A 20,786-nucleotide genomic window follows, 5' to 3' on the forward strand; every position below is an offset into this window, starting at 1 on the left:
CGACCGTGGGCTGCGCCGGGGGTCAGGCGCGGCGGGCGGCCCAGGCGGTGCGCTCGGTGCGTACGGCGAGATCCCCGCGGCGCAGAAGGCTGTTCGTGCTGCCCGTGGTCCTGGCCGCCGCCGCGCCGGCGATGCCCCCGAAGCCGGTGCCCGACTCCCGCGAACGCCCCACCGGTCCCTTCGACACCATCGGTGCGCTGTTCTCCACCCCCGCCGTGACCGGTCTCGTCTTCGTCCTGCAACGACGTCACCCGCGAGCTCGGCACCGCTCTCGGTGTCGCCGTGCTCGGCGCGCTCCTGGCGAACGGCTACCGCAGCGCCATCGACGGCAGGCTCGAGGGCATCCCCGACGGGGCCGCGGACACCGCCCGCGAAGGCATCGCCGACGCCGTCGAGGTCGCACCCACCACCGGCAGCCACGCCCCCGGACCTGCTCCACGCCGCACGGCAGTCCTTCGTCGACGGCTGGCAGCAGGCCATGTGGATCGGCGCCGCCGTCACGGCCGCACTGCTCCTCCACGTCGCCCTGCGCGGTCCGGAGGACACCGCACCCCCCAGGCCCGACGACCGGGCGGCCCCGCGGACAGAAGCCGCGGAGAACGTCACCGCCCGCTGATCCCGCAGGAACCCCGTGCGGACGGAGCACGACGCCGCCCGCACGGCAGACGGCCCTCGGGCACACCGCGCTCCCGTACCGGCGCGCTCATCCGTCCGTCAGGGCGGCGACCAGCTCCTCCGCCGTGCGGGGGCCGACCCCGGTGTCCGCCAGCAGCCCGACCGTGCGCAGCAGCCGGGCCGCCGCCACGCCCCAGGGCAGCCGCAGCCCCGCCGCCGCGAGGAGGTCCGTGCGGGCCAGCACGTCGGCCGCGGGCCCGGTGTGCGCGCCCGACGGGGTGAGGAGGGCCGCGTCGTCGGCCCAGCGCAGGGCCAGGTCCACGTCGTGGGTGGCCATGACGACCGTCGTGCCGTTCGCGCGCAGCCCGTCGAGGGTGGTGAGCAGGCGTTCCTGGCCGTCGGGGTCGAGGCCGGCCGTCGGCTCGTCCAGGATCAGGACGCGGGGCCGCATGGCGACGGCGCCCGCGATCGCCGTCCGCTTGCGCTGCCCGTAGGACAGCAGATGCGTGGGCCGGTCGGCGAGCGCGGTGATGTCCAGCGCGGCCAGCGCCTCCGCCACCCGGGCGCGCACCTCCGTGTCGGACAGCCCGAGGTTCAGCGGCCCGAACGACACGTCCTGCCCGACGGACGCGGCGAACAACTGGTCGTCGGGGTCCTGCACCACCAGCTGCACGGTGGTGCGCAGGGCCGTCAGCCCTTTCCGGTCGTACCGCACCGCCCGCCCTTCGACGGTCAGCTCACCGCCGTCCGGCCGCAGTCCGCCGCTGAGCAGGCGCATCAGCGTCGTCTTGCCGCTGCCGTTGCGCCCCAGCAGGGCGAGCGCGCGCCCCTCGCGCACCTCGAAGTCGAGATCGGTGAGCACGGGCGGGCCGTCCTCGTACGCGAAGGACGCGCCCCGCAGGGCCACCAGCACGGACTCGCTCACGACAGGGGCCTTTCCAGTACGAGGGTGAGGGCGGCCAGCGCCGCCAGGAGCGCCACGCTCAGGGCCGTGAACCGGACGGAGACGCGGGCCTCGGGCACCAGCACGCGCAGGGTGCCGTCGTACCCGCGTCCCGCGAGACCGGTCTGCAGCCGCGCCGCCCGGTCGAAGGAGCGGACGAACGCGGTCGCCCCGAGCCCGCCGAGGGACCGCCAGGTCGCCGCCCGGGTGGTGTGCCCGAGCCGGGCCGCCTGTGCCTCCCGGACCCGCCGCACCGAGTCGAGCAGCAGGAAGCTCATCCGGTACGTCACCAGCGCCACGTCCACGAGCGGCGCGGGCACCCCGGCGCGCACCAGACGCGGCAGCAGGTCCGACATCGGGGTGGTGAACGCGAACAGCAGCACCCCGAGGGAAGCCGCCGACGTGCGCAGCAGCAGCTCCCCGGCGCGCAGCGGCCCGTCCTCGGCCGGGGACACGAACCCGCCCGGCCCGCCCACCTGGACCAGCAGCGTGAGCGCCCCGGTGACACAGAAGCCCAGCGGCACCCGGTACGCCCGCCACAACCGCCGCCCCGGCACCCCCGCCGGGCCGAGCAGCACCGCGAGCGCGGTCACGAGCACCAGGGCCGCGCCCGGCCAGGGCGGCAACGAGATCGCGAGCACGGTGAGACCGAGCCCCAGCACGGCCTTGTCCACGGGATGACGGCGGCGCCAGCGACTGCCGTGCGCCGCCGCGTCGATCGGCAGCACGGAGGATCAGTCCCGCGACCGGGACGCGGCCCCGCCGCCGTCGGCCGCACCGGCCCCGGTGTCCGCCGCCGGCCCGGCCGCGCCGCCGGAGCCGGGACGGGATCCGGGAGCGGGGCCGGACTCGGCACCGGAGCCGGCACCGGCGGTCGCCGCCGCCCGTTCCGCGCCCTGCCGCCTTCCGCGCCGCAGCCCGAAGTAGTACGCGAGGACGCCCGCGCCGATCGCCGCCTGGAGGGCGAACAACGCCGACTCGACCTCGCCGGACGGCGGTTCGTACAGCGGCGAGAACCACGGTTCGTAGTCCGGGGCGATCTCGGTGATCGCGGTCTCCGCCTCGGCGTCCGCGCCCGCGAAGGGCTCCTCCTTGTGGTCGCCGAGCCCGAGCACCAGCGGCAGCACCGCCAGCGCGGCCACGACGAGCAGCAGCAGGCCGTTGATCTTCGTGTTGCGGCTCACCGGGCCACCGCCTCGGCCGACTCCGCCGGCTTTTGCCCGGCCACCGAGGTGACCAGCACCCCGAGCCGCGTCAGTTCACCCCTGCTGGACTGCACGAGCATGCGCATCACCAGCACGGTCAGCAGGCCCTCGCTCACCGCGAGCGGGATCTGCGTGACGGCGAAGATGGAGCCGAACTTGCCGAGCGCGCCCGGGAACCCGCTGCCCGGGTCGGGGAAGGCGAGCGCCAGCTGCACGCTCGTCACGCAGTACGTCGACAGGTCGGCGACGAACGCGCCGAAGAACACGGCGACCATCAGCGGCACGTCGTACCGGCGCAGCAGCCGGTAGACGCCGTACCCGGCCCACGGGCCGACGACCGCCATCGAGAAGACGTTGGCGCCGAGCGTGGTCAGCCCGCCGTGGGCGAGCAGCAGCGCCTGGAACAGCAGGGTGATGGTGCCCAGCACCGCCATGACCGGCGGCCGGAACAGGATCGCGCCGAGTCCCGTGCCGGTGGGGTGGGAGCAACTCCCCGTCACCGACGGCAGTTTCAGCGCGGACAGGACGAACGTGAACGCTCCCGAGGCGCCGAGCAGCAGGGTGCTCTCGGGGTGTTCCCTGACTTCACGGATGAGCGACCGGGCTCCGTGGACGACGAACGGCGCCGACGCGACGCCCCAGGCGACCGCGTGCGCCGGAGGCAGAAAACCCTCGGCTATGTGCATGGCTCAGCAGACCCTCTCCAGCACCTCGTGGATGGTTGACGCGCCTTGGCCGGTCTCCTGGCTGACGGGTACCACCGCCCGTGCTCCGCCTTCCCGGGTCCCGGGGGACCCAGTGGCTGCCCGTGAGGGCCGGAGCCGGACTTCCCGATCACAGTGGCGAGGGCCGCACCGGTATCGCACCGATTTCCCGTCACCAAGGCGTGGTGACAGTAGTGCCCGTACCGGTCCGGTGACAAGCGGTCACGGGGGGAGCGCGGAAGGCGCCCGGCGGATCGCACCCCGGCGCACACCTGCGCATTCGGCACGGACCGTGCCGCCCGCCGGGGCGGGGAGTGAGGGGCTGCTGTCGTGGGCAGAACCTTGCTGCACTTAATATGCAACAGCGATATCCGGGCAACAGGGATGTGAGGTTCGATGACGACCCGACGAATACGGGGTGCCGCCGCCGCGGTGGCGATGGCCGGTGCGGTCGCCGCCTGCTCGGCGCCGGGCGGCGGGGCGGACGGCGGCGCGGCCGTCGAGTCCGTCGTGATCGGGGTCTCCACCGAACCGGACACCCTCAGCCCCCTGCTCGGCTACGGCAAGGACGGCAACTCCAAGATCTTCGACGGACTCCTCGCCCGGAACGCCGACCTGAGCCTCGAGCCCGCGCTGGCGAAGGCCCTCCCGGAGGTCACCGACGGCGGCCGCACCTACACCTACACCCTGCGCGAGGGCGTGAAGTTCAGCGACGGCGAGCCGCTGACCGCCGACGACGTGGTGTTCACGTACCGCACGGTCCTGGACGACGAGACCAACAACACCGCCAAGAGTGAACTGGACGCGATCAAGGAGGTCAAGGCGGAGGGCGACGACAAGGTCGTCTTCACCCTCGACTACCCCTACGCGGCCTTCGCCGCCCGCACGGTGCTGCCCATCGTCCCCGAGCACATCGCCGGAGGGCAGGACCCCAACACCGGCTCCTTCAACACGAAGCCGGTCGGCACCGGACCGTACGTCCTCGCCGGCTGGAGCAAGGGCGAAAAGCTCACCTTCAAGGCCAATCCGGACTACTGGGGCGGCGCGCCGAAGGTGAAAAAGCTCACCATGGCGATCATCGCCGACGACGACGTCCGCGCCACCCGGCTGCGCTCCGGCGACCTCGACGGCGCGACCCTCCCGCCCAACCTCGCCGCCACCTTCGAGGGCGACGACGACAAGAAGACGTACCGGGCGACGTCGTACGACTTCCGCGCGGTCACCCTCCCCACCGGCAACCCGGTCACCGGCGACACCGCGATCCGCCGGGCCCTGGACCTCGCCGTGGACCGGAAGGCCATGGTCGACAAGATCCTCGACGGCGCCGGCCGCCCCGCCTACGGCCCGCTGCCCCTGGACGACCCCTGGTTCGCGAAGGGCACCGAACGCGACCAGGACCTCGACGAGGCGAAGCGCGTCCTCGACGAGGCCGGCTGGAAGCCCGGCGAGGGCGGCGTCCGCGCCAGGGACGGCCGCCGCGCCTCGTTCACCCTCTACTACCCCTCCGGCGACAAGGTCCGCCAGGACCACGCCCTCGCCTACGCCTCCGACGCCAAGAAGGCCGGCATCGAGGTGAAGGTCGAGAGCGCCACCTGGGAGGTCATCGAACCCCGGATGAAGCACGACGCCGTCCTCGCGGGCTTCGGCAGCACCGGCGACCCCGACTTCGGCCTCTACACCCTGCTGCACTCCTCCCTCGCCGGGGACGGCTTCAACAACATGGCCCGGTACGACAACCCGGCCGTCGACGAGGCCCTCGCCACCGGCCGCCGCAGCCAGGACCCCGAGGACCGCAAGGCCGCCTACGACGACCTCCAGCGCGAGCTGGTGAAGGACCCCGGCTACACCTTCCTCACCCACATCGACCACATGTACGTCCTCGCCGACCGCTGGGACGGGCTGACCACGCAGACCGAGCCGCACGAGCACGGCTTCGCCAGCGGACCCTGGTGGAACGTCGAGGACTGGCAGCCGAAGAAATGACCACCCCGCCCTGGGGAGCGATGGCGCGTCTCGCGGCACGGCGGGCCCTGCTCGCCGTGCCCGTGCTCCTCGTCGTCACCTTCGGCGCGTTCGCCCTCGCCGCCGCCTCCCCCTTCGACCCCGTCAAGGCGTACGCGGGCACCGCCGCGCTCGGCGCCGACCAGGAGACCCTGGACCGGCTGCGGGAGAACCTCGGCGTGGACCGGCCCTTCACCGAACGCTGGTGGGACTGGCTGACCTCCGCCGTCTCCGGCGACCTCGGCCAGTCCAGCGTCATGCGGCAGCCCGTGGCCGAGGTGATCGGGGAGCGGCTGGTGTGGTCGGCGCTGCTGTGCGCCGTCGCGTTCGCCGTCGCCGTCCTGCTCGGCACCGTGCTCGGCGTGCTCGCGGCCCGCCGCCCCGGCTCACCGGTCGACCGCGCCGTCACCTCCCTCGCCTACGCGCTGGAGGCGGCCCCGGTCTTCTGGATCGCCCTGCTCGCCGTCTGGCTCTTCGCCCTGGAACTGGACGTCCTCCCGGCCGGCGGCCTCACCGACACCGGCAGCGAACACGTCACCGCCGGACAGCTCCTGAGCCACCTCGTGCTGCCCGCCGGCGTCCTCGCCGTCTCCCAGCTGCCCTGGTTCACGCTCTACGTCCGCCAGGGCGTCGGCGACGCGCTCGCCGAGGACCCCGTGCGCGGGGCCAGGGCCCGCGGCCTGAGCGAACGCACCGTCCTGCTCGGCCACGCCCTGCGCTCCGGACTGCTGCCGGTCCTCACCCTGATCGGCTCCCGCGTCCCCGAACTCATCACCGGCGCCCTGCTGGTGGAGAGCGTCTTCAGCTGGCCCGGCATCGCGGCGGCCACCGTGGAGGCGGCCACCGCCGTCGACTTCCCGCTGCTGGCCGCGCTCACCACCCTCGCCACCGCCGCCGTCCTCGCCGGGAACCTGCTCGCCGACCTGCTCTACGGACTGATCGACCCGAGGGTGAAGCTGAATGAGATGTGACCCCCATGGCTGACACCACCGCCGTGAAGGCGTGGCGCTCGCACGGCACCGCCCGCCGCTCCACCCACACCGTCCGCCTGCGCGTCTCCGCCGCCCTGGTCGCCGTGACGGTCCTCGCGGTCCTGCTGGTACCGCCCCTGGTCCAGCTCGACCAGCAGGCCGTCGACCTCGCGGCCAAGCTCCGGCCGCCCAGCTGGTCCCACCCCTTCGGCACCGACGACGTGGGCCGCGACCTGCTGCTGCGCTGCGTCTACGGGCTCAGGGTCTCGTTGCTGGTGGGCGTGGTGGCCGCACTCACCGCCACCGTGATCGGCACCGCCGTCGGCGCCGCCGCCGGGGCGCTCGGCGGCTGGGCCGACCGCGCGGTCATGCGCCTGGTCGACACCCTGTCCTCCGTCCCGCACCTGCTGCTCGGCATCTTCATCGTCGCCATGTTCCGGCCGGGCGTCTGGCCGGTGGTGGTCTCCGTCGCCCTCACCCACTGGCTGTCCACCGCCCGCATCGTCCGCGCCGAGGTCCTCTCGCTGCGTTCCCGCCCCTACATCGACGCGGCCGTCTCCGGCGGCGCGTCCCGGTGGCGGGTGGCGGTGCGGCACCTCCTCCCCGGCGTGCTGCCCCAGGCCGGCCTCGCCGCCGTCCTGATGGTCCCGCACGCCATGTGGCACGAGTCGGCCCTGTCCTTCCTGGGCCTCGGCCTGCCCACCCACACCGCCAGTCTCGGCACCCTCATCCAGGGCGCCCGCGGCTCCCTGCTCGCCGGACAGTGGTGGCCGACCCTCTTCCCCGGCCTCTTCCTGATCATCCCCACGCTCGCCATCGCCGGCCTCGCCGGTGTCTGGCGGGAGCGGATCAACCCCCGCCGCCGATCGGAGCTGATGCTGTGACCGAGCGACCCGCCGTGCTGTCGGTCCGCGGACTGTCCGTGCGCTTCCTGCTGCCCGGCGGCCGCCGGGTCGCCGCCGTCACCGACGCGCACTTCGACGTGGCGCCCGGCGAGTGCCTCGCCCTGATCGGGGAGAGCGGCTGCGGCAAGTCCGTCCTCGCCTCCGCCCTGCTCGGCCTGCTCCCGGCCAACGCCCGGACCGCGGGCCACGCCCACCTCGGAGACCTCGACCTGCTCACGGCCGACGAACGCACCCTCGCCCGCACCGTGCGCGGCCGTCGCATCGGCCTCGTCCCGCAGAGCCCGGCCGCCCACCTCACCCCCGTCCGCACCATCCGCTCCCAGCTGGAGGAGACGGTCGCCCAGCTCACCGGCGTCCGGGGCCGCGCGGCCCTGCGCGCCGCCGCCGAGCGGGCCGCCGAGCGCGCCGCCTTCCCTGCGGACCACCTCGACCGCCACCCGCACGAACTGTCCGGCGGCCTCGCCCAGCGCGCCGCCACCGCCCTCGCCCTGGTCGGCGAGGCACCCCTGCTGCTCGCCGACGAACCCACCACCGGCCTGGACCGCGACCTGGTGGACCGCACCGTCGACGAACTGCGCCGCCACGTCGACGCCGACGGCGGCCGGGCGCTGCTGATGATCACCCACGACCTGGCCGCCGCCGAACGCATCGCCGACCGGATCGCCGTCATGTACGCGGGCCGCATCGTCGAACTCGCCGACGCCGGCACCTTCTTCGGCGCCCCCGGCCCCCGCCACCCCTACAGCCGCGGTCTCCTCGACGCCCTTCCCGACCGCGCCTTCACCCCCATCCCCGGCATGCCGCCCGAACTCGGCGCCCTCCCCGACGGCTGCGCCTTCGCCGCCCGCTGCGGGCGGGCCACCGACACCTGTGCGACCCTCCCGGCCCTGACCGGATCGGTCGCCTGCCACCACCCGGTCCCGGCCGTCCGGGACCTCGTGACGGAGGACATCCGTGCTTGAACTGCGCGCCATCACCGCCGGGTACGACCGGCGCGCCCCCGTCGTCCGGGACGCCTCCCTCACCGTCGCCCCCGGTGAGGCCGTCGGACTGCTCGGCCCCAGCGGCTGCGGCAAGTCCACCCTCGCCCGCGTCGCCGCCCTGCTGCACCGCCCCGACGCCGGCACCCTCCTCCTCGACGGCACGCCCGTACGCCGCTGGCGCCACCGCGCCCCGCGCGGGCTGCGCACCGCATTCGGCGTCGTCTTCCAGCAGCCCCGGCTCTCCGCGGACCCCCGGCTGCGCCTGGCCGACCTGATCGCCGAGCCCCTGCGCGCCACCGGCCGGCGCGAGGAGATCCCCGCCCGGGTCCCCGGACTCGCCGACACCGTCGGCCTGACCGGCGACCTGCTCACCCGCCGCCCCCACGAGGTCAGCGACGGCCAGCTCCAACGCGCCTGTCTGGCCCGCGCGCTGGTGCTGCGCCCCCGCTGGCTGATCTGCGACGAGATGACCGCGATGCTCGACGCGTCGACCACGGCCGCACTGGTCGCGGTCGTCGAGGACTACCGCGCGGCGACGGGCGCGGGCCTGCTGGCCGTGGGCCACGACCAGATCCTGCTGGACCGCTGGTGCGACCGGACGGTCCACTGGGACACGGTGGTGCCCACCGGGAAGGAAGGGGCGAGGCCGCTCACGCCGGTCCGGTGACCGGCACCCGTGCGCACCGTCCGCCGCGCACACGGCCGGTGCGTCACTCCTCGCGTCCCCGCTCCTCCCGGTTCGCCTCGCCCTCCTCCTCGTCCTCCTCGCGCTCGCCCTCCGCCTGGGAAGGCGTCGTCCGGGGCGCGTCACGGCCGGGGCCGCGCGCGGCCCCGGCCGCCGCGTCGTCCTCCTCGCGTTCGCCCTCCGCCTGGGAAGGGGTCTGCTCACTCATCGTCGTTCTCCTCGTCTGGTGCGCCCGGCCGGCCTCGGCACCGTCGGTCAGCCGTCGCCGCCCATGGCCCTGCGCACCGCGTCCTTGGTGCGGTCCATGAGCGCGGCGACCGGTCCGAGCGCCACGTTCTTCGCCCCGGACTCGACACCCGGGTGCGGCCGGGTGGGTGCCATGGCCTCGGCGGCCTTGACGGCCTTGGCCATCGTGGCGAGACCGGTGACGTCGGTGCTGCGGCGGATGTGGGTGAACTCGTAGCGCTCCTCCGCGCGGGCGTGCTCCTGCACGTCCGTGCGCAGCGCCCGCAGCCGCGGCATGAACTCCGGGTCGTCGGTGTCCATCTCGTCCAGGGCGGCCAGTGTCTCCTTGGCCGCCCTCTCCTCGGCGAGCCGGTCCTCGACGACCTGCTCGCCGCCGGGCAGACGGCGGCGGGCGAAGGGGTGGACGACCTCCTCCTCGGCGGTCTCGTGCACGGCCAGCAGCCGCACCAGGCGGCGGAAGGCGTCCCGGCGTTCCTCGCCCGTGGTCGCCTCGACCTCGTCGAAGAGGTTGCGGATGTCGCCGTGCTGGCGCATCAGCAGGGCGACGACGTCGTCGTCCTCGGCCCGGTCGTCCCCGGCGTGCGGGGTGTGCAGCTCGGACATCTCGGCCCCTCCCTACTTCTCGCGCTGCGCGGGGTCGGGGTGCTCGCCCTCGGTCTGGACGCGGTACTCGCGGCCGAACATCTCGTCGTGCTCGGTCATGACCCGGTCGCTCGGCGGTGCCTCCCCGCCGTGGATCCGCTCCTGCATCTTCTCGAACCGCTCGTGCGCCTCCCGCACGTAACCGGTGCCGAGCGTGGTCAGGTCCATCTGGGTGTCCAGCAGCTCGCGGATGTACTGCTTGTTCGGCTCGAAGGTCAGCACGTTGGGCAGCTCGGGCGCGAGCACGGAGGCGGGGTCGCGGCCGTCGTGGCGGCGCATCAGGTCGCAGGCGGCGTGCAGGTGCTCCAGCTCCATGTTCAGGTGCAGCTCCCAGACCGCCCTGACCTTGGGGTCGCTCTCCTGCTCCATGAAGGAGTGGTACAGGTAGCACTCGTTGTACTCGTGGTTGACCAGCTGCTCCCACCACGTCTCACCCGGGTCCACCAGGGACTCGTAGTGGGTGACGTGCTCCTCCTCGATCAGCCCGATCTCCTGGTAGAGCTGGCGGGCGATCGGCTCCATGTAGGTGGGGCCGGTGTTCATGTAGAAGTTCATGGTCTGCTGCTCCGCCGACATGATCGTCAGCGCGTGCAGCTTGGAGAGCGGGTTCGTCTCGTCCTTGGCGTACGGGTCGCGGACGTTGTCGACCGGGTCGCGGTGGTGGTACCTGGTGGGCCGGCCGGGCATGACCTCGGTCAGGTTGTCGACGATCGACTCCGCCTTGCGGTGCTCGATCATCTCGTACAGGTTCGCGTACCGGTACAGGTGGTCGAAGTCCTCCAGCACACCGAACTGGTACGCCTGCTTCAGGTACGGGTCCGGCTCCATCCGGGCCACCCACGCCGTCAGGTCCACCGCCACCTGCTCGTAGGCGATCGTCGTCTCCAGCACCGAGGAGACGCCCGGGAGCAGCCAGTTCACCACCTTCTGCTGCTGCGCCTCGATGTAGCGCACCTGCGCGAGCTGCCGCTTGACCTCCGGGTCGACCGTGTGCCGGGCGAGCTGGTGGCTGAACAGGATCGCCTCCACCTCGATCCCGTTCATCGTGATGATCCGGCACCGGGTGTACGGGTCGCAGCGGTCCGGGTCGATCGGGGACACGTCGAGCTCCCGCCAGTTCCGCAACTGGCGGTCCAGCGGGATGCCCCGCTGTTCAAGGGGGTTGAACGTCACGGGCACTCTCCTCGTCGAAAGTCCGAGCGGGCGGAGTACCCCAGTGGCCGTCGTCCATGTCCCGGAGCGCGCAGGGGCACCGGCTTCATGCTTCGGCCTTCCCGAACGCCCCGCCACCGCAGGCGCGCGTACGGGTTACCCGTGCGAACCCGGCGAGGCGCCCTCCCGGAACCTCACGTCCCGGCGGCCGCCCCGATCCGGCGCACCGTCGACCGCGCACCGGCCCGGGCACTGGTCACGGCGGGGTGGCGTCGGCGCCCTTCCGTGTTCGCCCGGCGGTTCCCCGTGCCGCCTACCGTCCCGGTCTGCGATGAAGGTCCCGCACATTGATCGGGGGGTGACAATAGTGTGTGCCGCACAGTACCGTGTGGGTTGTGTCCGTAGAAGAACTGACCCTGAGCCAGGCGCAGGAACTGCGCCGCGGGACGGTGGTGCTCGCCTGTCTGGCGCTGCTCCGGAAACCGCAGTACGGCTATGCGCTCCTGGAGACGCTCAACGACGCGGGGGTCACCGTCGACGGAAACACGCTCTACCCACTGCTGCGACGCCTGGAGAAACAGGGGTTGCTGACGAGCGAGTGGAACACCGAAGAGTCCCGGCCGCGCAAGTTCTACCGTGTCAGCCCCGACGGATCCCGGGTCCGGACGGGCCTGGTGCGCGAGTGGCAGGACCTTGTCGCCTCGATCTCACGACTCACCAAGGAGGACGAATGAGTACGGGGGTGCTCACAGAGCGCTACGTCCACGAGGTCGTCCGGCGGCTCCCGCCGGACCAGCGTGACGACATCGCCCGGGAGCTCCGCGCCACCATCGCCGACACCATCGAGGGCCGCGGTGCCGACGACCGGCAGGCGGCCGAGCGCGAGGTGCTCGGTGAGCTGGGGGACCCGGTGCGGTACGCGGCCCGGTACACCGACCGGCCGCTGGCCCTGATCGGCCCGGACCTGTATCCCGCCTACATACGGGTGCTGGGCACCCTGGTGGCCACCGTGCTGCCGGCCCTCACCCTCGGCTTCGTGCTGCTGGAGGTGGCCGACGGCGGCGGTCTCGGCGCGGCCCTGCGGGTCGGTGCCGGCACGGTGATCGGCGTCGGCGCCCAGCTGGTCGCCGCGATCACGCTGGTGTTCGCCGTGACCGAGCGGGTCCGGCACCACCGCGGCACCACGGGGACCGACCGCTGGACGCCGGACGAACTGCCCGACGTCCAGCGGCCCGACCGGGGCGGCGTCACGGCGCTGGCCGCCGTGGCGTGGGACGTCCTGCTGTTCGCGCTGATCGTCTGGCAGCACACCGCCGAGCCGTACTGGGCGGACGGCGCAGCCGCCGGCGAGGGCGCGTACCTGGAGGTGCTGAACCCGGACCTGTGGTCGGGGTGGATCTGGCCGGTTCTGGCCGGCCTCGCCGGTCTCGCGGCCGTCGGGGTCGCACGGGTGGCCGGGCGGGGCTGGACCGTCCGGCTGGCCGGCTGGTACGCCCTCGCCCACGCGGTGTTCACACTGCCGCTGGCCTGGGTGCTGTACCGGCAGGAGCTGTTCAACCCCGACTTCCTCGCCGACGCCAAGACCCTGTGGGAGTCCCAGGAGTCCGTGTACGCCGGGGCGGCGGTCATCGTGCTCGCCATGGGGGTCAGCTCGGTGGTCAAGGCCTTCCGCACGGCGCGCGGCTGATCCGCGGGGAGCGACACGGAGGGGGCTGCCCGGTCCACGGCCGGGCAGCCCCCTCCGGGTGTCCGTCACGGCCGCGCCGTGCTCAGCGACTCCCTGATCCGGTTGCGGTCGACCTTCCCCGTCGACGTCCTCGGCAGCGGCTGCGACACCGTCTCGAACACGCTCGGCACGGCCGCCCGCACCGTCCGCTCCGCACAGTGCTGACGCAGTGCCAGGACGCCCGCGGAACCGGGTTCGGTCAGCCGCACGCGCGCGTGCAGGCGGTGGCCGGCGACCGGATCGGGGAGCGCGACGACGGCCGCCTCGGCGACCGCCGGGTGCTCCAGCAGGATGCTCTCGACGTGCTGCGTACTGACCTGGGTGCCGCGCACCTTGACCATGTGGTCGGTCCGCCCGAGTACGCTCAGCGAGCCGTCCTCGTGCCGCAGGACGACGTCACCGCTGCGGTAGTACACCACCCCGGGCGTGCCGTCGGGGTGCGGGGCGAACTTCCCGCCGTTCGGCACGTTGGCGTAACCCGTCGTCTGGAAGGGGGTGCTGACCAGCAGTTCTCCCTGGCCGGGGCCGGTCAGGGCGCGCCCGTCGTCCCCGGTGACCAGCCAGTGCACGCCGGGCAGCGGGCTGCCGATCGGCAGCGGCGCGGTGACCGGCCGGGTGCGGTCCACCTCGTACAGGAAGCTGTTGTTCGTCTCGGTGCAGCCGTAGTTGTTGAACCAGCGGGCGTGCGGGAACGCCGGGGGCAGGCCCGCCAGCACCCGGGCCGGCATCGCCTCGCCCGCGAAGACCAGGTGCTCCGGGGTGGTCAGCGGGCCCGACTCGGCCGCGGCCCGGGAGAGCAGTTCGAACAGCAGGGGGACGCCCTGGACCAGCGTGACGCGGTGGTCGGCGACCAGGCCGTGCAGGTAGCGCGCCGAGGTGCCCCGCTCCGGGTCGGCCAGCACCACCGTGCCGCCGTGCGCGAGGGTGCTCCACACGTCCAGCAGGCACAGGTCGAAGTTGAGCGGCGCGTAGTTGAGGACCGTGGAACCCGGCGCGAGGGCGAAGGCGTCCGCCGCCCACGCGGTGAACCGGGCCACCGCCCCCTGGGACAGGGGCACGATCTTCGGCAGGCCCGTCGAACCGGACGTGGTGAGCAGGAAACCGGTGGCGTCCTCGGCCACCTCCGCGGGCGGGCGCGGCTGCCCGGTGCCGCCGCACGCGGCGGGGGCGGACGGGTCCACCACGACGTCCACCAGCGGGTCGCCGGCCAGGCCGAGGACGACCGCGCACCCGGCCTGCTCGTACAGCTCCTTGAGCGGCAGGTCGGGCAGTTCGTGGGAGGGCAGCAGGAAGCCGCGGCCCGCCATCAGACAGCCCAGGACGAGCGCCACCGCCTCCGGCGACTTCCGCACCCGCAGGCCCACCGGACGGCCGGGGTACGGGGCGGCGGCGGCCTCCACCTGCTGGCGGGCCCGGCAGGCCATGGCGTACAGCTCGCCGTACCCGGTCGTGCGGCCCTCCCAGACGAGCGCGGGATCGGACGGCCGTTCGCCGGCCCGGGCGGCGAACGCCGCGGCGAGGGGCAGGGGGCGGCGGGTCATGCGCGCTCCTCCCGGGCCACCGCGCGCCCGGCCGTGGCCCGGATGGCGCGCACGGTACGGAAGTTGCGCCCGGTGAGTTCCTCGTCCGGCAGGTCGACGCCGTGCTCGTCCGACAGCCAGGCCGCGAGGTGCAGGATCCCGAGGCTGTCGATCACCGCGGTGGCGAGCAGGTCGTACTCCGGGTCCAGGTCGGCGGCGTCGAGACCGGGCAGGAAGCGCTCGACGACGAAGCCGGCGATGTCCGCCTCGGAGGGGGCGGGGGGCATCACCGGCACGGCGGGGGGATCGGCGGCCATGTTCGGTACGTCCTTTCACGGGTGCTGACGTGCTGGGCGCCGCCTCACACTTCGACGATCGTGCAGAACCAGTGCATTCCCGGGGACGCGACGCCGGTGAGGGCCACCAGGTCCCCGAGGGCCAGTTCGCCGGCCTCGATGTGCCGCCACAGGCAGACCAGTTGGTCGGCGGCGCCCATGTGGCCCAGGGAGCGGGCCAGTTCGGCGTTGGTGCGCGCGAGGGGGAGGCCGACGGCGTCGGCCACCGCGCGGAACGTCTGCTGGTTGTCGTTGAGATGGATCAGCCGGGTCAGTTCGGACCGGTCCCGGCCCGCGCGGGCCAGGGCCTCGTCGACGACGTCCGCGAGCCGTCCGGTGATCTCCTTCATGAACGCCTGGAAGCGCTCCGGGTCCCGGCCGAAGTGCCGGTAGACGGAGGCCATCGGGCTGACGTCCCTGAGCCCGCGGCCCGGCGGCGGCAGCGGCACGGCCGCCCCGCCGTACTCGATGCGGAACAGGTCCGCGTACTCGGGGTTGGTGAACTGCGCCGAGGACAGCCGGCGCAGCCGCGGATGACCGCGGCGGACGACGGCCGCGACGGCCCCGTCGCTGGCGACGCAGCCGTTGAAGTCCATGCGGTTGCTGTGCGCCTCGCTCACCACGTTCACCAGCACCACCAGCACGGTGTCGACGCCGGGGGAGAGGGCCATCGCGCCGGCGGCGTGGTCCAGGGCGGGCGACCACGCCGCGCACGCCTGCGTGAACAGCACGGTGGGCGTGCCGTGCGCGCCCAGGGACCGCGCCACGGCCGCCGAGGGGTCCCAGCCCAGGTAGTCCGGCACGTCGGAGTTGCCGACGACGATCAGGTCGAGGTCCGCGACGGTGACGTCGGCGTTCTCCAGGGCCTCCCGCGCCGCCCGGGCGGCCAGGTCGGTGGCGGTGACACCGGGGGCGGCGCGGTGGTAGGCGTCGTAGCCGAGGGCCGTGACCGTCTCGGGGTCGGGCACGTAGTCGGCCGCCGTCGCCGGCACGTCGTGCCGCTCGCCGAAGGCCATGCCCGTGGCGACGATGCCCGGCTCCGTTGGCGTGCCCATGTGCGCTCCCTTCCACTCCCGGCCGGGGGTCAGCCCGCCCGGCCCTTCGACGGTTCGGTGAGAACGGCGTCCTGTCCGGGGCCCCGCTCGGCGTCCTGGCCGGCGCTCCTCCCGGTGACGTCTCCGGCACCGCCCTCCTCGGCGGCCGCCTCGTGCGCGGCGGCGGGGGCCGGGAGCTCCCGGACCTCCTCCAGCGGGACGTCCAGGACGGCGAGGCGGCGCCGGGCCAGGTGCAGGACGAGCGCCAGGACGGCCATCGCGGCGGCCAGGACCAGCACGGCCGACTCCACGCCCAGCGCGTCGGCGAGCACGCCCGCCACCAGCGGTCCGGTCCACTGCACGGCCTGGAAGCCGAACTGGCCCGTGGCGGTGACCCGGCCCAGGTACGCGTCCGGGACCAGCCGGACCTCGTAGGACTCGGTGACGACGTTCATCGGGACCATGCTGGTCATGCCGATCATCATCACCAGGCCGATCTGCCAGGGCCGGGGCACGACCGCGGTCGCGGCGAAGGAGGCCGCGAACAGCCAGGCGGACAGCAGCAGCACCCGGCGGGCGCCGATCCGCCGCATCAGCCACGGACCCGCCACGGCGCCGATCACCCCGCCGGCGACCGCCAGGGAGGTCACCGCGCCGATCGTGGTCGGCCCGCCGCCCCGGTGCTGCACGATGACCACGAAGAGCAGCATGAAGCCCTGCGCCACCGCGTTCAGCACGGCGCCCCAGAAGAGCGTGAAGACCAGGTAGTCGCTGCGTCGGATCACGCGCAGGCCGTCCTTGACGTCCGCGACCAGACCGGGCCGGCCCTCCCCGTCGCCCCGCCGGTCCGGGCCGAGCGGCCGGCGGATGAGCAGCGAGCCGAGGGTGATGAACAGGAAGGAGACGGCGTCGAACAGGAACGGCACCCAGCGCGCCACCGAGTACAGCAGGCCGCCCAGCGGGGCGCCGAGGAGCTGGGCGAGCATGTCGCGGCCCATGCCCTGTGCCGTGGCGTCGGCGATCCGCTCCTTGGGCACGATCCGGCGCAGCACCGGCGAGGTGACGCCGGACCGCAGCCCGGCCGCGAGTCCGCTGACCAGCGCCAGCGCGTCGAGCCCGAGGACCGGCGGGTCACCCCGGTACACCAGCCAGGCGACGGCCCCCATCGACAGCGCCTCGACCAGCGCGGCCAGGCTCAGCAGCGCCCGCCGCGACACCCGGTCCGACAGCGCGCCGCCCAGCACCAGGGTGCCGAGCCGGCCCAGCATGTGCAGCATCGTGATGGTGCCCGCCTGGGCCGCCGAGCCGGTCGCGTGGAGCATGAGCAGGGGGAAGGCGAGCGTCGAGACGCTGTTGCCGAGCGACGACAGGCCCTCGCCGGACCACCAGACGACGTAGTCGCGGTCGCGCCACAGCGACGGCGGCCTCCCGGCCTTCCCGGCGCCCTCGGCGGTCCGTCCCGCCTCTTCGGTGGTCTGTCCGGTTCCCTCGGGACGTGACCGCACCATCGTCGTCCGTCCCCCGTCCGCTCGTGCGCTCGCTGGTCCGGGCCGGTGCCGCGGATCCCGGTCAGCATGCTGGTCGACGCGCCACCGGCCCGGCCAGGCAGCGCACCGGCAACTCCGGGGGAGGAAATGTTGCCGCCGGTGCCGCCCCCTCCGGCAACGGTCAGATCCAGCCGCGCTTGGCCGCCTGGTAGCCCGCCTCGAACCTGCTGGCCGCTCCCAGCCGTGCGCACAGGTCGGCGACGATCCTGCGCACGGTGCGCAGCGAGACGCCGAGACGCCGGCGGATCGCCTCGTCGTTCAGACCGCGCGCCAGCAGCCGCAGCAGCTCCTTCTCGCGGGAGCTGAGCCCGTGCTCGTCGAGGCCCGGCCCGGAGGACCCGAGCGGCACGGCCGCCTCCCAGACCCGCTCGAACAGGGAGTTCAGCGCCTCCACGGCCCCCGGTGCGGTGATCTGCACGACGCGGTGCCACGGGTCGTGCGGATCGGTGGGCAGCAGCGCCAGCGAGCGGTCGACGAGGAGCAGGTGCACGGGCAGCGACGGTACGGTGCGCACCCCGCTGCCCGGTTCGCCCTCCCAGACGGCGCGCAGGGCGAGGCGGGTGTCGCCGCGGATGCTGTCCGTGGTGACCGCGCGGTTCGCCACGCCGCGGTCCAGCACCTTGCACTGCAGCTCCTGCAGGGGTTCCAGCCAGCTCACCGAGGGCGCGCCGTCCGGCAGGAAGGCCAGCCACTCGGTCTCCGCCACGCGGGACAGTTCACACAGCCGGTCGGTGACGGCGGCGCGCCCGACGACGCACTCGAAGCCGGGCGCCCAGCCGCCGGGCCGGGACTCGGTGTACCGGTCGATGAGGGTCATGACGGCGGTCCGGTCCGCCTCGAACTCCCGCAGGCGGTCCTCGATCCCGGACATCTGCCGCAGCAACAGGGCCTTGAGGGCGAGGCGGGGGTCCACCAGCTCGCCGAGGGGGTCGCCGGACGGCCGCAGCAGGTCCAGTTTCCTCAGCCGTTCCAGGGCCAGGTGCACCTCGTCGGCGAAGACGCCCAGGTGGTCGGCGAGTTCGTCCACCCCCCGGTGCCGTCCCGTGATGAGCTGCCTGTACACCGAGTGGGTGAGCCGGTCGAGCCCTAACCTCTGCAGCATGGAGTCACACTCCCGTGTCCCCGTCACCTGTCACTCCTCGGGCCGTCGGTCGTCTTCACATGTCGTTCGTACACGTGAGGGAGCATCTTCGGCGCCGGCCGTGCGAACCGGCCGTCTTTCCTGTGAAGGAACGCGATGATCGATGATCTGGTTCCCGGCGGTGTCGAGCTGTGCGAGGCGTACGGCGACGCGGGACCCGAGGCGACGGCCTGCCTCTTCCCCGCCGAACAGGCCGTGGTGCGGGGGGTGTCGGAGGAGCGGCGGCGTGAGTTCACCACGGTGCGGGGCTGCGCGCGCAGGGCGCTGGCCCGGCTGGGGATCCCCTCGGAGCCGCTTGTTCCGGATGTGTCGGGCGCCCCGCGGTGGCCCCGCGGGACGGTCGGCAGCCTGACCCACTGCCCCGGCTACCGGGCGGCGGTGGCGGCCCGCGCCGGGGAGTACGCGGCGCTCGGGATCGACGCCGAGCCGGCCGCACCGCTGCCGGCCGTCGTGGCGGCGCGGATCCTGCCGGACGCCGAGCGGCGGTCGGCGGACGACCTGCGCACGGCCCTCGGGGTGCCGGCGGACCGGCTGGTGTTCTGCGCCAAGGAGGCGTCCTACAAGGCGTTCTCGCCCTGGCTGGGGCGTCGGTACGGGCTCCGCGACTTCGCGGTGCGTCCCCGCGCCGACGGCTCGTTCCGGGGCGTCGTGCCCGGGGGCCGGCACCGCTTCGAGGGCCGGTGGGCGGTGCGTTCCGGCTATTTCGTGGTGGTTGTCTGCCTGGCGTCCGCGCAGTGGTCCGGACTATTGGCGACGGGTGTTTCCCGCGGTAGCGGATGGCAGCAAGCGGTCATATGACGCTTTCCTGTAAGGCGGGGAACTCCCGCTCGCTCTTTCGGTCGAGTATGGTCCGGTCTTGGCCGAAACATGGACATGCTGGAATTGGCTTTGCGAGGACCTGGTCGACCGCCCCTGAGCCGGCCCACCGGCCGAAGGGGACGTGGCGCCGCCCTGCGCGCAGCTCGCGGGGTGGGTGCAGGCGGCCGCGCAAGTGTGATTTCCAAGGGGGATTCTGTCAATGGTGATTCACGCCGAGTTCGTTCCCTACGGCAGAATGGACGTTCATCAGCTACGTGAATTCCTGTTGAATCAGCGACGAATATCCGGCTGGACGCAGGAAGAGCTCGCGGAGCGTTCCGGCGTCAGCGTCCGGACGATCCGGAACCTGGAGACCGGGTCCAACACCAATCCCCGCCGGAGCTCCGTCGAGTTGCTGCTCGACGCCCTCGGCGGCGCTCCCGCGGCGCCCACCGGGCCGACCACCTGGGGCACCGGGGAGTGGCCCCTCATCCCCGCGCAGCGGACCTCGCCGGAGCAGGACCGCGTGGCACCCGCCCCCTGGCACGGCCCCCGGCCCCCCGGCGACCCGCTGGTGGGCCGCGAGGCCGACATGCGGCACGTCCTGGCCTCCGCGCAGCGCAGCCGGCTGATCGTCCTCACCGGCCCCGGCGGCGTGGGCAAGACCCGGCTCGCTCTCGCGGCGGCGTACCGGCTGCGTCCGCTCTTCCCGGACGGCGTCGCGGTCGTCGAACTGCGCGACTGCACGCCGGAACACCTCGAGCCGGTGCAGGCCCGCGCCGAACTGGTCCGCCTCACCGAGGGCCTGACCGGCGAGCCCGGCGGCACCGGACGGCGGCTGCTCGTCCTGGACGGCGCCGAGCGCGTCGTCCGGCAGACGGCCCGCCTCGCCCGCCGCCTCCTCGACGAACACCCCGGACTGCACCTGCTCGTCACCTCGCGCCGCGCCCTGGCCGCCGGGGCCGCCGAGAGCTGGGAGGTCGAGCCGCTGCGCGTGGACGGCCCCGGGGACCGCGACGCGGGACCGCCGAGCGCGGTGGAACTGCTGCTGCGCCGCGTCCGGTCCAGCCTGCCGACGCTGGACCTCGCCCCGCACATGCCGCAGGTCACCCTGTTGTGCCGGCTGCTGGACGGCGTGCCGCTGGCCATCGAGATCGCCGCGCAGCGCCTGCGGTCCCTGCCGATCGGCTCGCTGCTGCGGGAGGAGACCCTCTTCCCGCTGCTCGACCAGGTCGACGCGGGCGCGCTGAGCGCGCACCGCACCCTGTCCGACAGCGTGCGCTGGAGCTACGACCTGCTGCCCGCGCCGCACCGGGAGCTGCTGCACGACCTGGTGGCGCTGCCGGACCGGTTCGCGCTGGACGACGTCCTCGCCGGTCGCCGGGGCTCCACCGGAGCGGCGCCCCAGGTCGCCCACCAGTTGGCCGAACTCGCCGACGCCTCACTGGTCCAGACGCTGCGTCAGGGCCAGTACCAGTACCGCGTCCACGCCCTCGTCCGGCACGTCGTGGCCCGCACGCGGCAGCAGTCCGCCGCGTGCGCCCAGGGCGTGGACGAGTACCGGGCCCGGTCGGTGTCCGCGGCCGGCGCGGCGCACCCCGCCGCCTGACCGTCCCGGCCGGGCGGAGGCGAT

General features: G+C 73.8%; 22 protein-coding genes, 1 pseudogene and 1 riboswitch. Of the genes and pseudogenes, 10 read left to right on the plus strand and 13 right to left on the minus strand.

Annotated features, from left to right (window positions below; genetic code table 11):
- Positions 1 to 22: 22 nt before the first annotated feature.
- Positions 23 to 190, minus strand: coding sequence for a hypothetical protein (locus tag FHS37_RS12875; RefSeq protein ID WP_184820408.1), 168 nt, complete (start codon positions 188 to 190; stop codon positions 23 to 25).
- 38 nt (positions 191 to 228) lie between these two features.
- Here FHS37_RS12875 and FHS37_RS12880 point away from each other — a divergent pair.
- Positions 229 to 616 (plus strand): annotated as a pseudogene (locus FHS37_RS12880) (MFS transporter); the annotation flags it as partial.
- Between the two features lie 87 nt (positions 617 to 703).
- On the opposite strand, the gene FHS37_RS12885 reads toward FHS37_RS12880, so the two are convergent.
- From FHS37_RS12885 to FHS37_RS12900, 4 genes are read right to left on the minus strand one after another with little or no spacing between them, the layout of a single operon-like run.
- A complete protein-coding gene (locus tag FHS37_RS12885; protein WP_184820416.1) occupies positions 704 to 1,540 on the minus strand; it encodes an energy-coupling factor ABC transporter ATP-binding protein in 837 nt (278 codons plus the stop codon).
- Positions 1,537 to 2,286 (minus strand): cobalt ECF transporter T component CbiQ, encoded by a 750-nt coding sequence (gene cbiQ, locus FHS37_RS12890; RefSeq protein WP_184820418.1) that lies wholly within the window; start codon positions 2,284 to 2,286, stop codon positions 1,537 to 1,539. The genes FHS37_RS12885 and cbiQ overlap by 4 nt, the downstream gene beginning before the upstream one ends.
- A gap of 6 nt (positions 2,287 to 2,292) precedes the next feature.
- Positions 2,293 to 2,742: an energy-coupling factor ABC transporter substrate-binding protein gene (locus tag FHS37_RS12895; RefSeq protein WP_184820420.1), complete on the minus strand. Its 450-nt coding sequence runs from the start codon at positions 2,740 to 2,742 to the stop codon at positions 2,293 to 2,295.
- A complete protein-coding gene (locus FHS37_RS12900; RefSeq protein ID WP_184820422.1) occupies positions 2,739 to 3,449 on the minus strand; it encodes an energy-coupling factor ABC transporter permease in 711 nt (236 codons plus the stop codon). The genes FHS37_RS12895 and FHS37_RS12900 overlap by 4 nt, the downstream gene beginning before the upstream one ends.
- A 30-nt stretch (positions 3,450 to 3,479) precedes the next feature.
- Positions 3,480 to 3,662, minus strand: a riboswitch (cobalamin riboswitch).
- Between the two features lie 201 nt (positions 3,663 to 3,863).
- Between FHS37_RS12900 and FHS37_RS12905 the strand changes: the two genes are divergently transcribed.
- The 5 genes from FHS37_RS12905 to FHS37_RS12925 are packed head-to-tail and all read left to right on the plus strand — an operon-like array spanning position 3,864 to position 8,994.
- Positions 3,864 to 5,450, plus strand: a complete 1,587-nt coding sequence (locus tag FHS37_RS12905) for an ABC transporter substrate-binding protein (RefSeq protein WP_184820424.1) — start codon at positions 3,864 to 3,866, stop codon at positions 5,448 to 5,450.
- Positions 5,451 to 5,470: 20 nt separating this feature from the next.
- A complete protein-coding gene (locus FHS37_RS12910) occupies positions 5,471 to 6,439 on the plus strand; it encodes an ABC transporter permease (RefSeq protein ID WP_184821117.1) in 969 nt (322 codons plus the stop codon).
- A 5-nt stretch (positions 6,440 to 6,444) separates the two neighbouring features.
- A complete protein-coding gene (locus FHS37_RS12915) occupies positions 6,445 to 7,323 on the plus strand; it encodes an ABC transporter permease (RefSeq protein ID WP_184820426.1) in 879 nt (292 codons plus the stop codon).
- Positions 7,320 to 8,306 (plus strand): ABC transporter ATP-binding protein, encoded by a 987-nt coding sequence (locus FHS37_RS12920; protein ID WP_184820428.1) that lies wholly within the window; start codon positions 7,320 to 7,322, stop codon positions 8,304 to 8,306. Before FHS37_RS12915 ends, FHS37_RS12920 begins: the two co-directional genes overlap by 4 nt.
- Positions 8,299 to 8,994 carry an ABC transporter ATP-binding protein gene (locus FHS37_RS12925; RefSeq protein WP_184820436.1) on the plus strand — a complete coding sequence of 232 codons (696 nt, stop codon included), beginning with the start codon at positions 8,299 to 8,301 and terminating at the stop codon, positions 8,992 to 8,994. Before FHS37_RS12920 ends, FHS37_RS12925 begins: the two co-directional genes overlap by 8 nt.
- A gap of 43 nt (positions 8,995 to 9,037) precedes the next feature.
- Here FHS37_RS12925 and FHS37_RS12930 read toward each other — a convergent pair whose 3' ends face one another.
- Genes FHS37_RS12930 through FHS37_RS12940 form a run of 3 tightly spaced genes read right to left on the minus strand, consistent with a single transcriptional unit; the run spans position 9,038 to position 11,073 of the window.
- Positions 9,038 to 9,220: a hypothetical protein gene (locus tag FHS37_RS12930; protein ID WP_184820438.1), complete on the minus strand. Its 183-nt coding sequence runs from the start codon at positions 9,218 to 9,220 to the stop codon at positions 9,038 to 9,040.
- 47 nt (positions 9,221 to 9,267) lie between these two features.
- The gene (locus tag FHS37_RS12935) at positions 9,268 to 9,861 is read right to left on the minus strand and encodes a hemerythrin domain-containing protein (protein WP_184820440.1); all 594 of its coding nucleotides are present in this window, start codon (positions 9,859 to 9,861) and stop codon (positions 9,268 to 9,270) included.
- Positions 9,862 to 9,873: 12 nt separating this feature from the next.
- Complete coding sequence (locus FHS37_RS12940; RefSeq protein ID WP_184820442.1) at positions 9,874 to 11,073, minus strand: hypothetical protein; 1,200 nt, start codon at positions 11,071 to 11,073, stop codon at positions 9,874 to 9,876.
- A 374-nt stretch (positions 11,074 to 11,447) separates the two neighbouring features.
- On the opposite strand from FHS37_RS12940, the gene FHS37_RS12945 reads away from it, so the two are divergent.
- Both FHS37_RS12945 and FHS37_RS12950 read left to right on the plus strand, forming a co-directional pair.
- Positions 11,448 to 11,786 (plus strand): PadR family transcriptional regulator, encoded by a 339-nt coding sequence (locus FHS37_RS12945; protein ID WP_184820444.1) that lies wholly within the window; start codon positions 11,448 to 11,450, stop codon positions 11,784 to 11,786.
- A complete protein-coding gene (locus FHS37_RS12950) occupies positions 11,783 to 12,739 on the plus strand; it encodes an HAAS signaling domain-containing protein (protein ID WP_184820446.1) in 957 nt (318 codons plus the stop codon). Before FHS37_RS12945 ends, FHS37_RS12950 begins: the two co-directional genes overlap by 4 nt.
- 65 nt (positions 12,740 to 12,804) lie before the next feature.
- Here FHS37_RS12950 and FHS37_RS12955 read toward each other — a convergent pair whose 3' ends face one another.
- From FHS37_RS12955 to FHS37_RS12975, 5 genes are all read right to left on the minus strand, one after another.
- Positions 12,805 to 14,319, minus strand: a complete 1,515-nt coding sequence (locus FHS37_RS12955) for an AMP-binding protein (RefSeq protein ID WP_184820448.1) — start codon at positions 14,317 to 14,319, stop codon at positions 12,805 to 12,807.
- Positions 14,316 to 14,615: an acyl carrier protein gene (locus FHS37_RS12960; protein ID WP_184820450.1), complete on the minus strand. Its 300-nt coding sequence runs from the start codon at positions 14,613 to 14,615 to the stop codon at positions 14,316 to 14,318. Before FHS37_RS12960 ends, FHS37_RS12955 begins: the two co-directional genes overlap by 4 nt.
- A gap of 44 nt (positions 14,616 to 14,659) precedes the next feature.
- Positions 14,660 to 15,688, minus strand: a complete 1,029-nt coding sequence (locus FHS37_RS12965; protein ID WP_184820452.1) for a 3-oxoacyl-[acyl-carrier-protein] synthase III C-terminal domain-containing protein — start codon at positions 15,686 to 15,688, stop codon at positions 14,660 to 14,662.
- A gap of 29 nt (positions 15,689 to 15,717) precedes the next feature.
- Positions 15,718 to 17,175: an MFS transporter gene (locus tag FHS37_RS12970; protein WP_184820454.1), complete on the minus strand. Its 1,458-nt coding sequence runs from the start codon at positions 17,173 to 17,175 to the stop codon at positions 15,718 to 15,720.
- A 160-nt stretch (positions 17,176 to 17,335) separates the two neighbouring features.
- On the minus strand, positions 17,336 to 18,316 hold the full coding sequence (locus tag FHS37_RS12975; RefSeq protein ID WP_184820456.1) for a helix-turn-helix transcriptional regulator: 981 nt from the start codon (positions 18,314 to 18,316) through the stop codon (positions 17,336 to 17,338).
- A 135-nt stretch (positions 18,317 to 18,451) separates the two neighbouring features.
- On the opposite strand from FHS37_RS12975, the gene FHS37_RS12980 reads away from it, so the two are divergent.
- Positions 18,452 to 19,153, plus strand: coding sequence for a 4'-phosphopantetheinyl transferase family protein (locus tag FHS37_RS12980; protein ID WP_184820458.1), 702 nt, complete (start codon positions 18,452 to 18,454; stop codon positions 19,151 to 19,153).
- Positions 19,154 to 19,439: 286 nt separating this feature from the next.
- The gene (locus tag FHS37_RS12985) at positions 19,440 to 20,762 is read left to right on the plus strand and encodes a helix-turn-helix domain-containing protein (protein ID WP_229889930.1); all 1,323 of its coding nucleotides are present in this window, start codon (positions 19,440 to 19,442) and stop codon (positions 20,760 to 20,762) included.
- Positions 20,763 to 20,786 lie beyond the last annotated feature (24 nt).

It is taken from the genome of Streptomyces griseomycini (genome assembly GCF_014203535.1).
Taxonomy (GTDB): Bacteria; Actinomycetota; Actinomycetes; order Streptomycetales; family Streptomycetaceae; genus Streptomyces; species Streptomyces griseomycini.

What these genes read in the sequence shown, in the direction of transcription:
- FHS37_RS12930 (WP_184820438.1), bottom strand. Translation starts at nt 9,220, where the DNA reads ATGAGTGAGCAGACCCCTTCCCAGGCGGAGGGCGAACGCGAGGAGGAC.
- FHS37_RS12955 (WP_184820448.1), bottom strand. Translation starts at nt 14,319, where the DNA reads ATGACCCGCCGCCCCCTGCCCCTCGCCGCGGCGTTCGCCGCCCGGGCC.
- FHS37_RS12905 (WP_184820424.1), top strand. Translation starts at nt 3,864, where the DNA reads ATGACGACCCGACGAATACGGGGTGCCGCCGCCGCGGTGGCGATGGCC.
- FHS37_RS12965 (WP_184820452.1), bottom strand. Translation starts at nt 15,688, where the DNA reads ATGGGCACGCCAACGGAGCCGGGCATCGTCGCCACGGGCATGGCCTTC.
- FHS37_RS12975 (WP_184820456.1), bottom strand. Translation starts at nt 18,316, where the DNA reads ATGCTGCAGAGGTTAGGGCTCGACCGGCTCACCCACTCGGTGTACAGG.
- FHS37_RS12875 (WP_184820408.1), bottom strand. Translation starts at nt 190, where the DNA reads ATGGTGTCGAAGGGACCGGTGGGGCGTTCGCGGGAGTCGGGCACCGGC.
- FHS37_RS12910 (WP_184821117.1), top strand. Translation starts at nt 5,471, where the DNA reads ATGGCGCGTCTCGCGGCACGGCGGGCCCTGCTCGCCGTGCCCGTGCTC.
- FHS37_RS12970 (WP_184820454.1), bottom strand. Translation starts at nt 17,175, where the DNA reads ATGGTGCGGTCACGTCCCGAGGGAACCGGACAGACCACCGAAGAGGCG.
- FHS37_RS12935 (WP_184820440.1), bottom strand. Translation starts at nt 9,861, where the DNA reads ATGTCCGAGCTGCACACCCCGCACGCCGGGGACGACCGGGCCGAGGAC.
- FHS37_RS12980 (WP_184820458.1), top strand. Translation starts at nt 18,452, where the DNA reads ATGATCGATGATCTGGTTCCCGGCGGTGTCGAGCTGTGCGAGGCGTAC.
- FHS37_RS12950 (WP_184820446.1), top strand. Translation starts at nt 11,783, where the DNA reads ATGAGTACGGGGGTGCTCACAGAGCGCTACGTCCACGAGGTCGTCCGG.
- FHS37_RS12915 (WP_184820426.1), top strand. Translation starts at nt 6,445, where the DNA reads ATGGCTGACACCACCGCCGTGAAGGCGTGGCGCTCGCACGGCACCGCC.
- FHS37_RS12960 (WP_184820450.1), bottom strand. Translation starts at nt 14,615, where the DNA reads ATGGCCGCCGATCCCCCCGCCGTGCCGGTGATGCCCCCCGCCCCCTCC.
- FHS37_RS12900 (WP_184820422.1), bottom strand. Translation starts at nt 3,449, where the DNA reads ATGCACATAGCCGAGGGTTTTCTGCCTCCGGCGCACGCGGTCGCCTGG.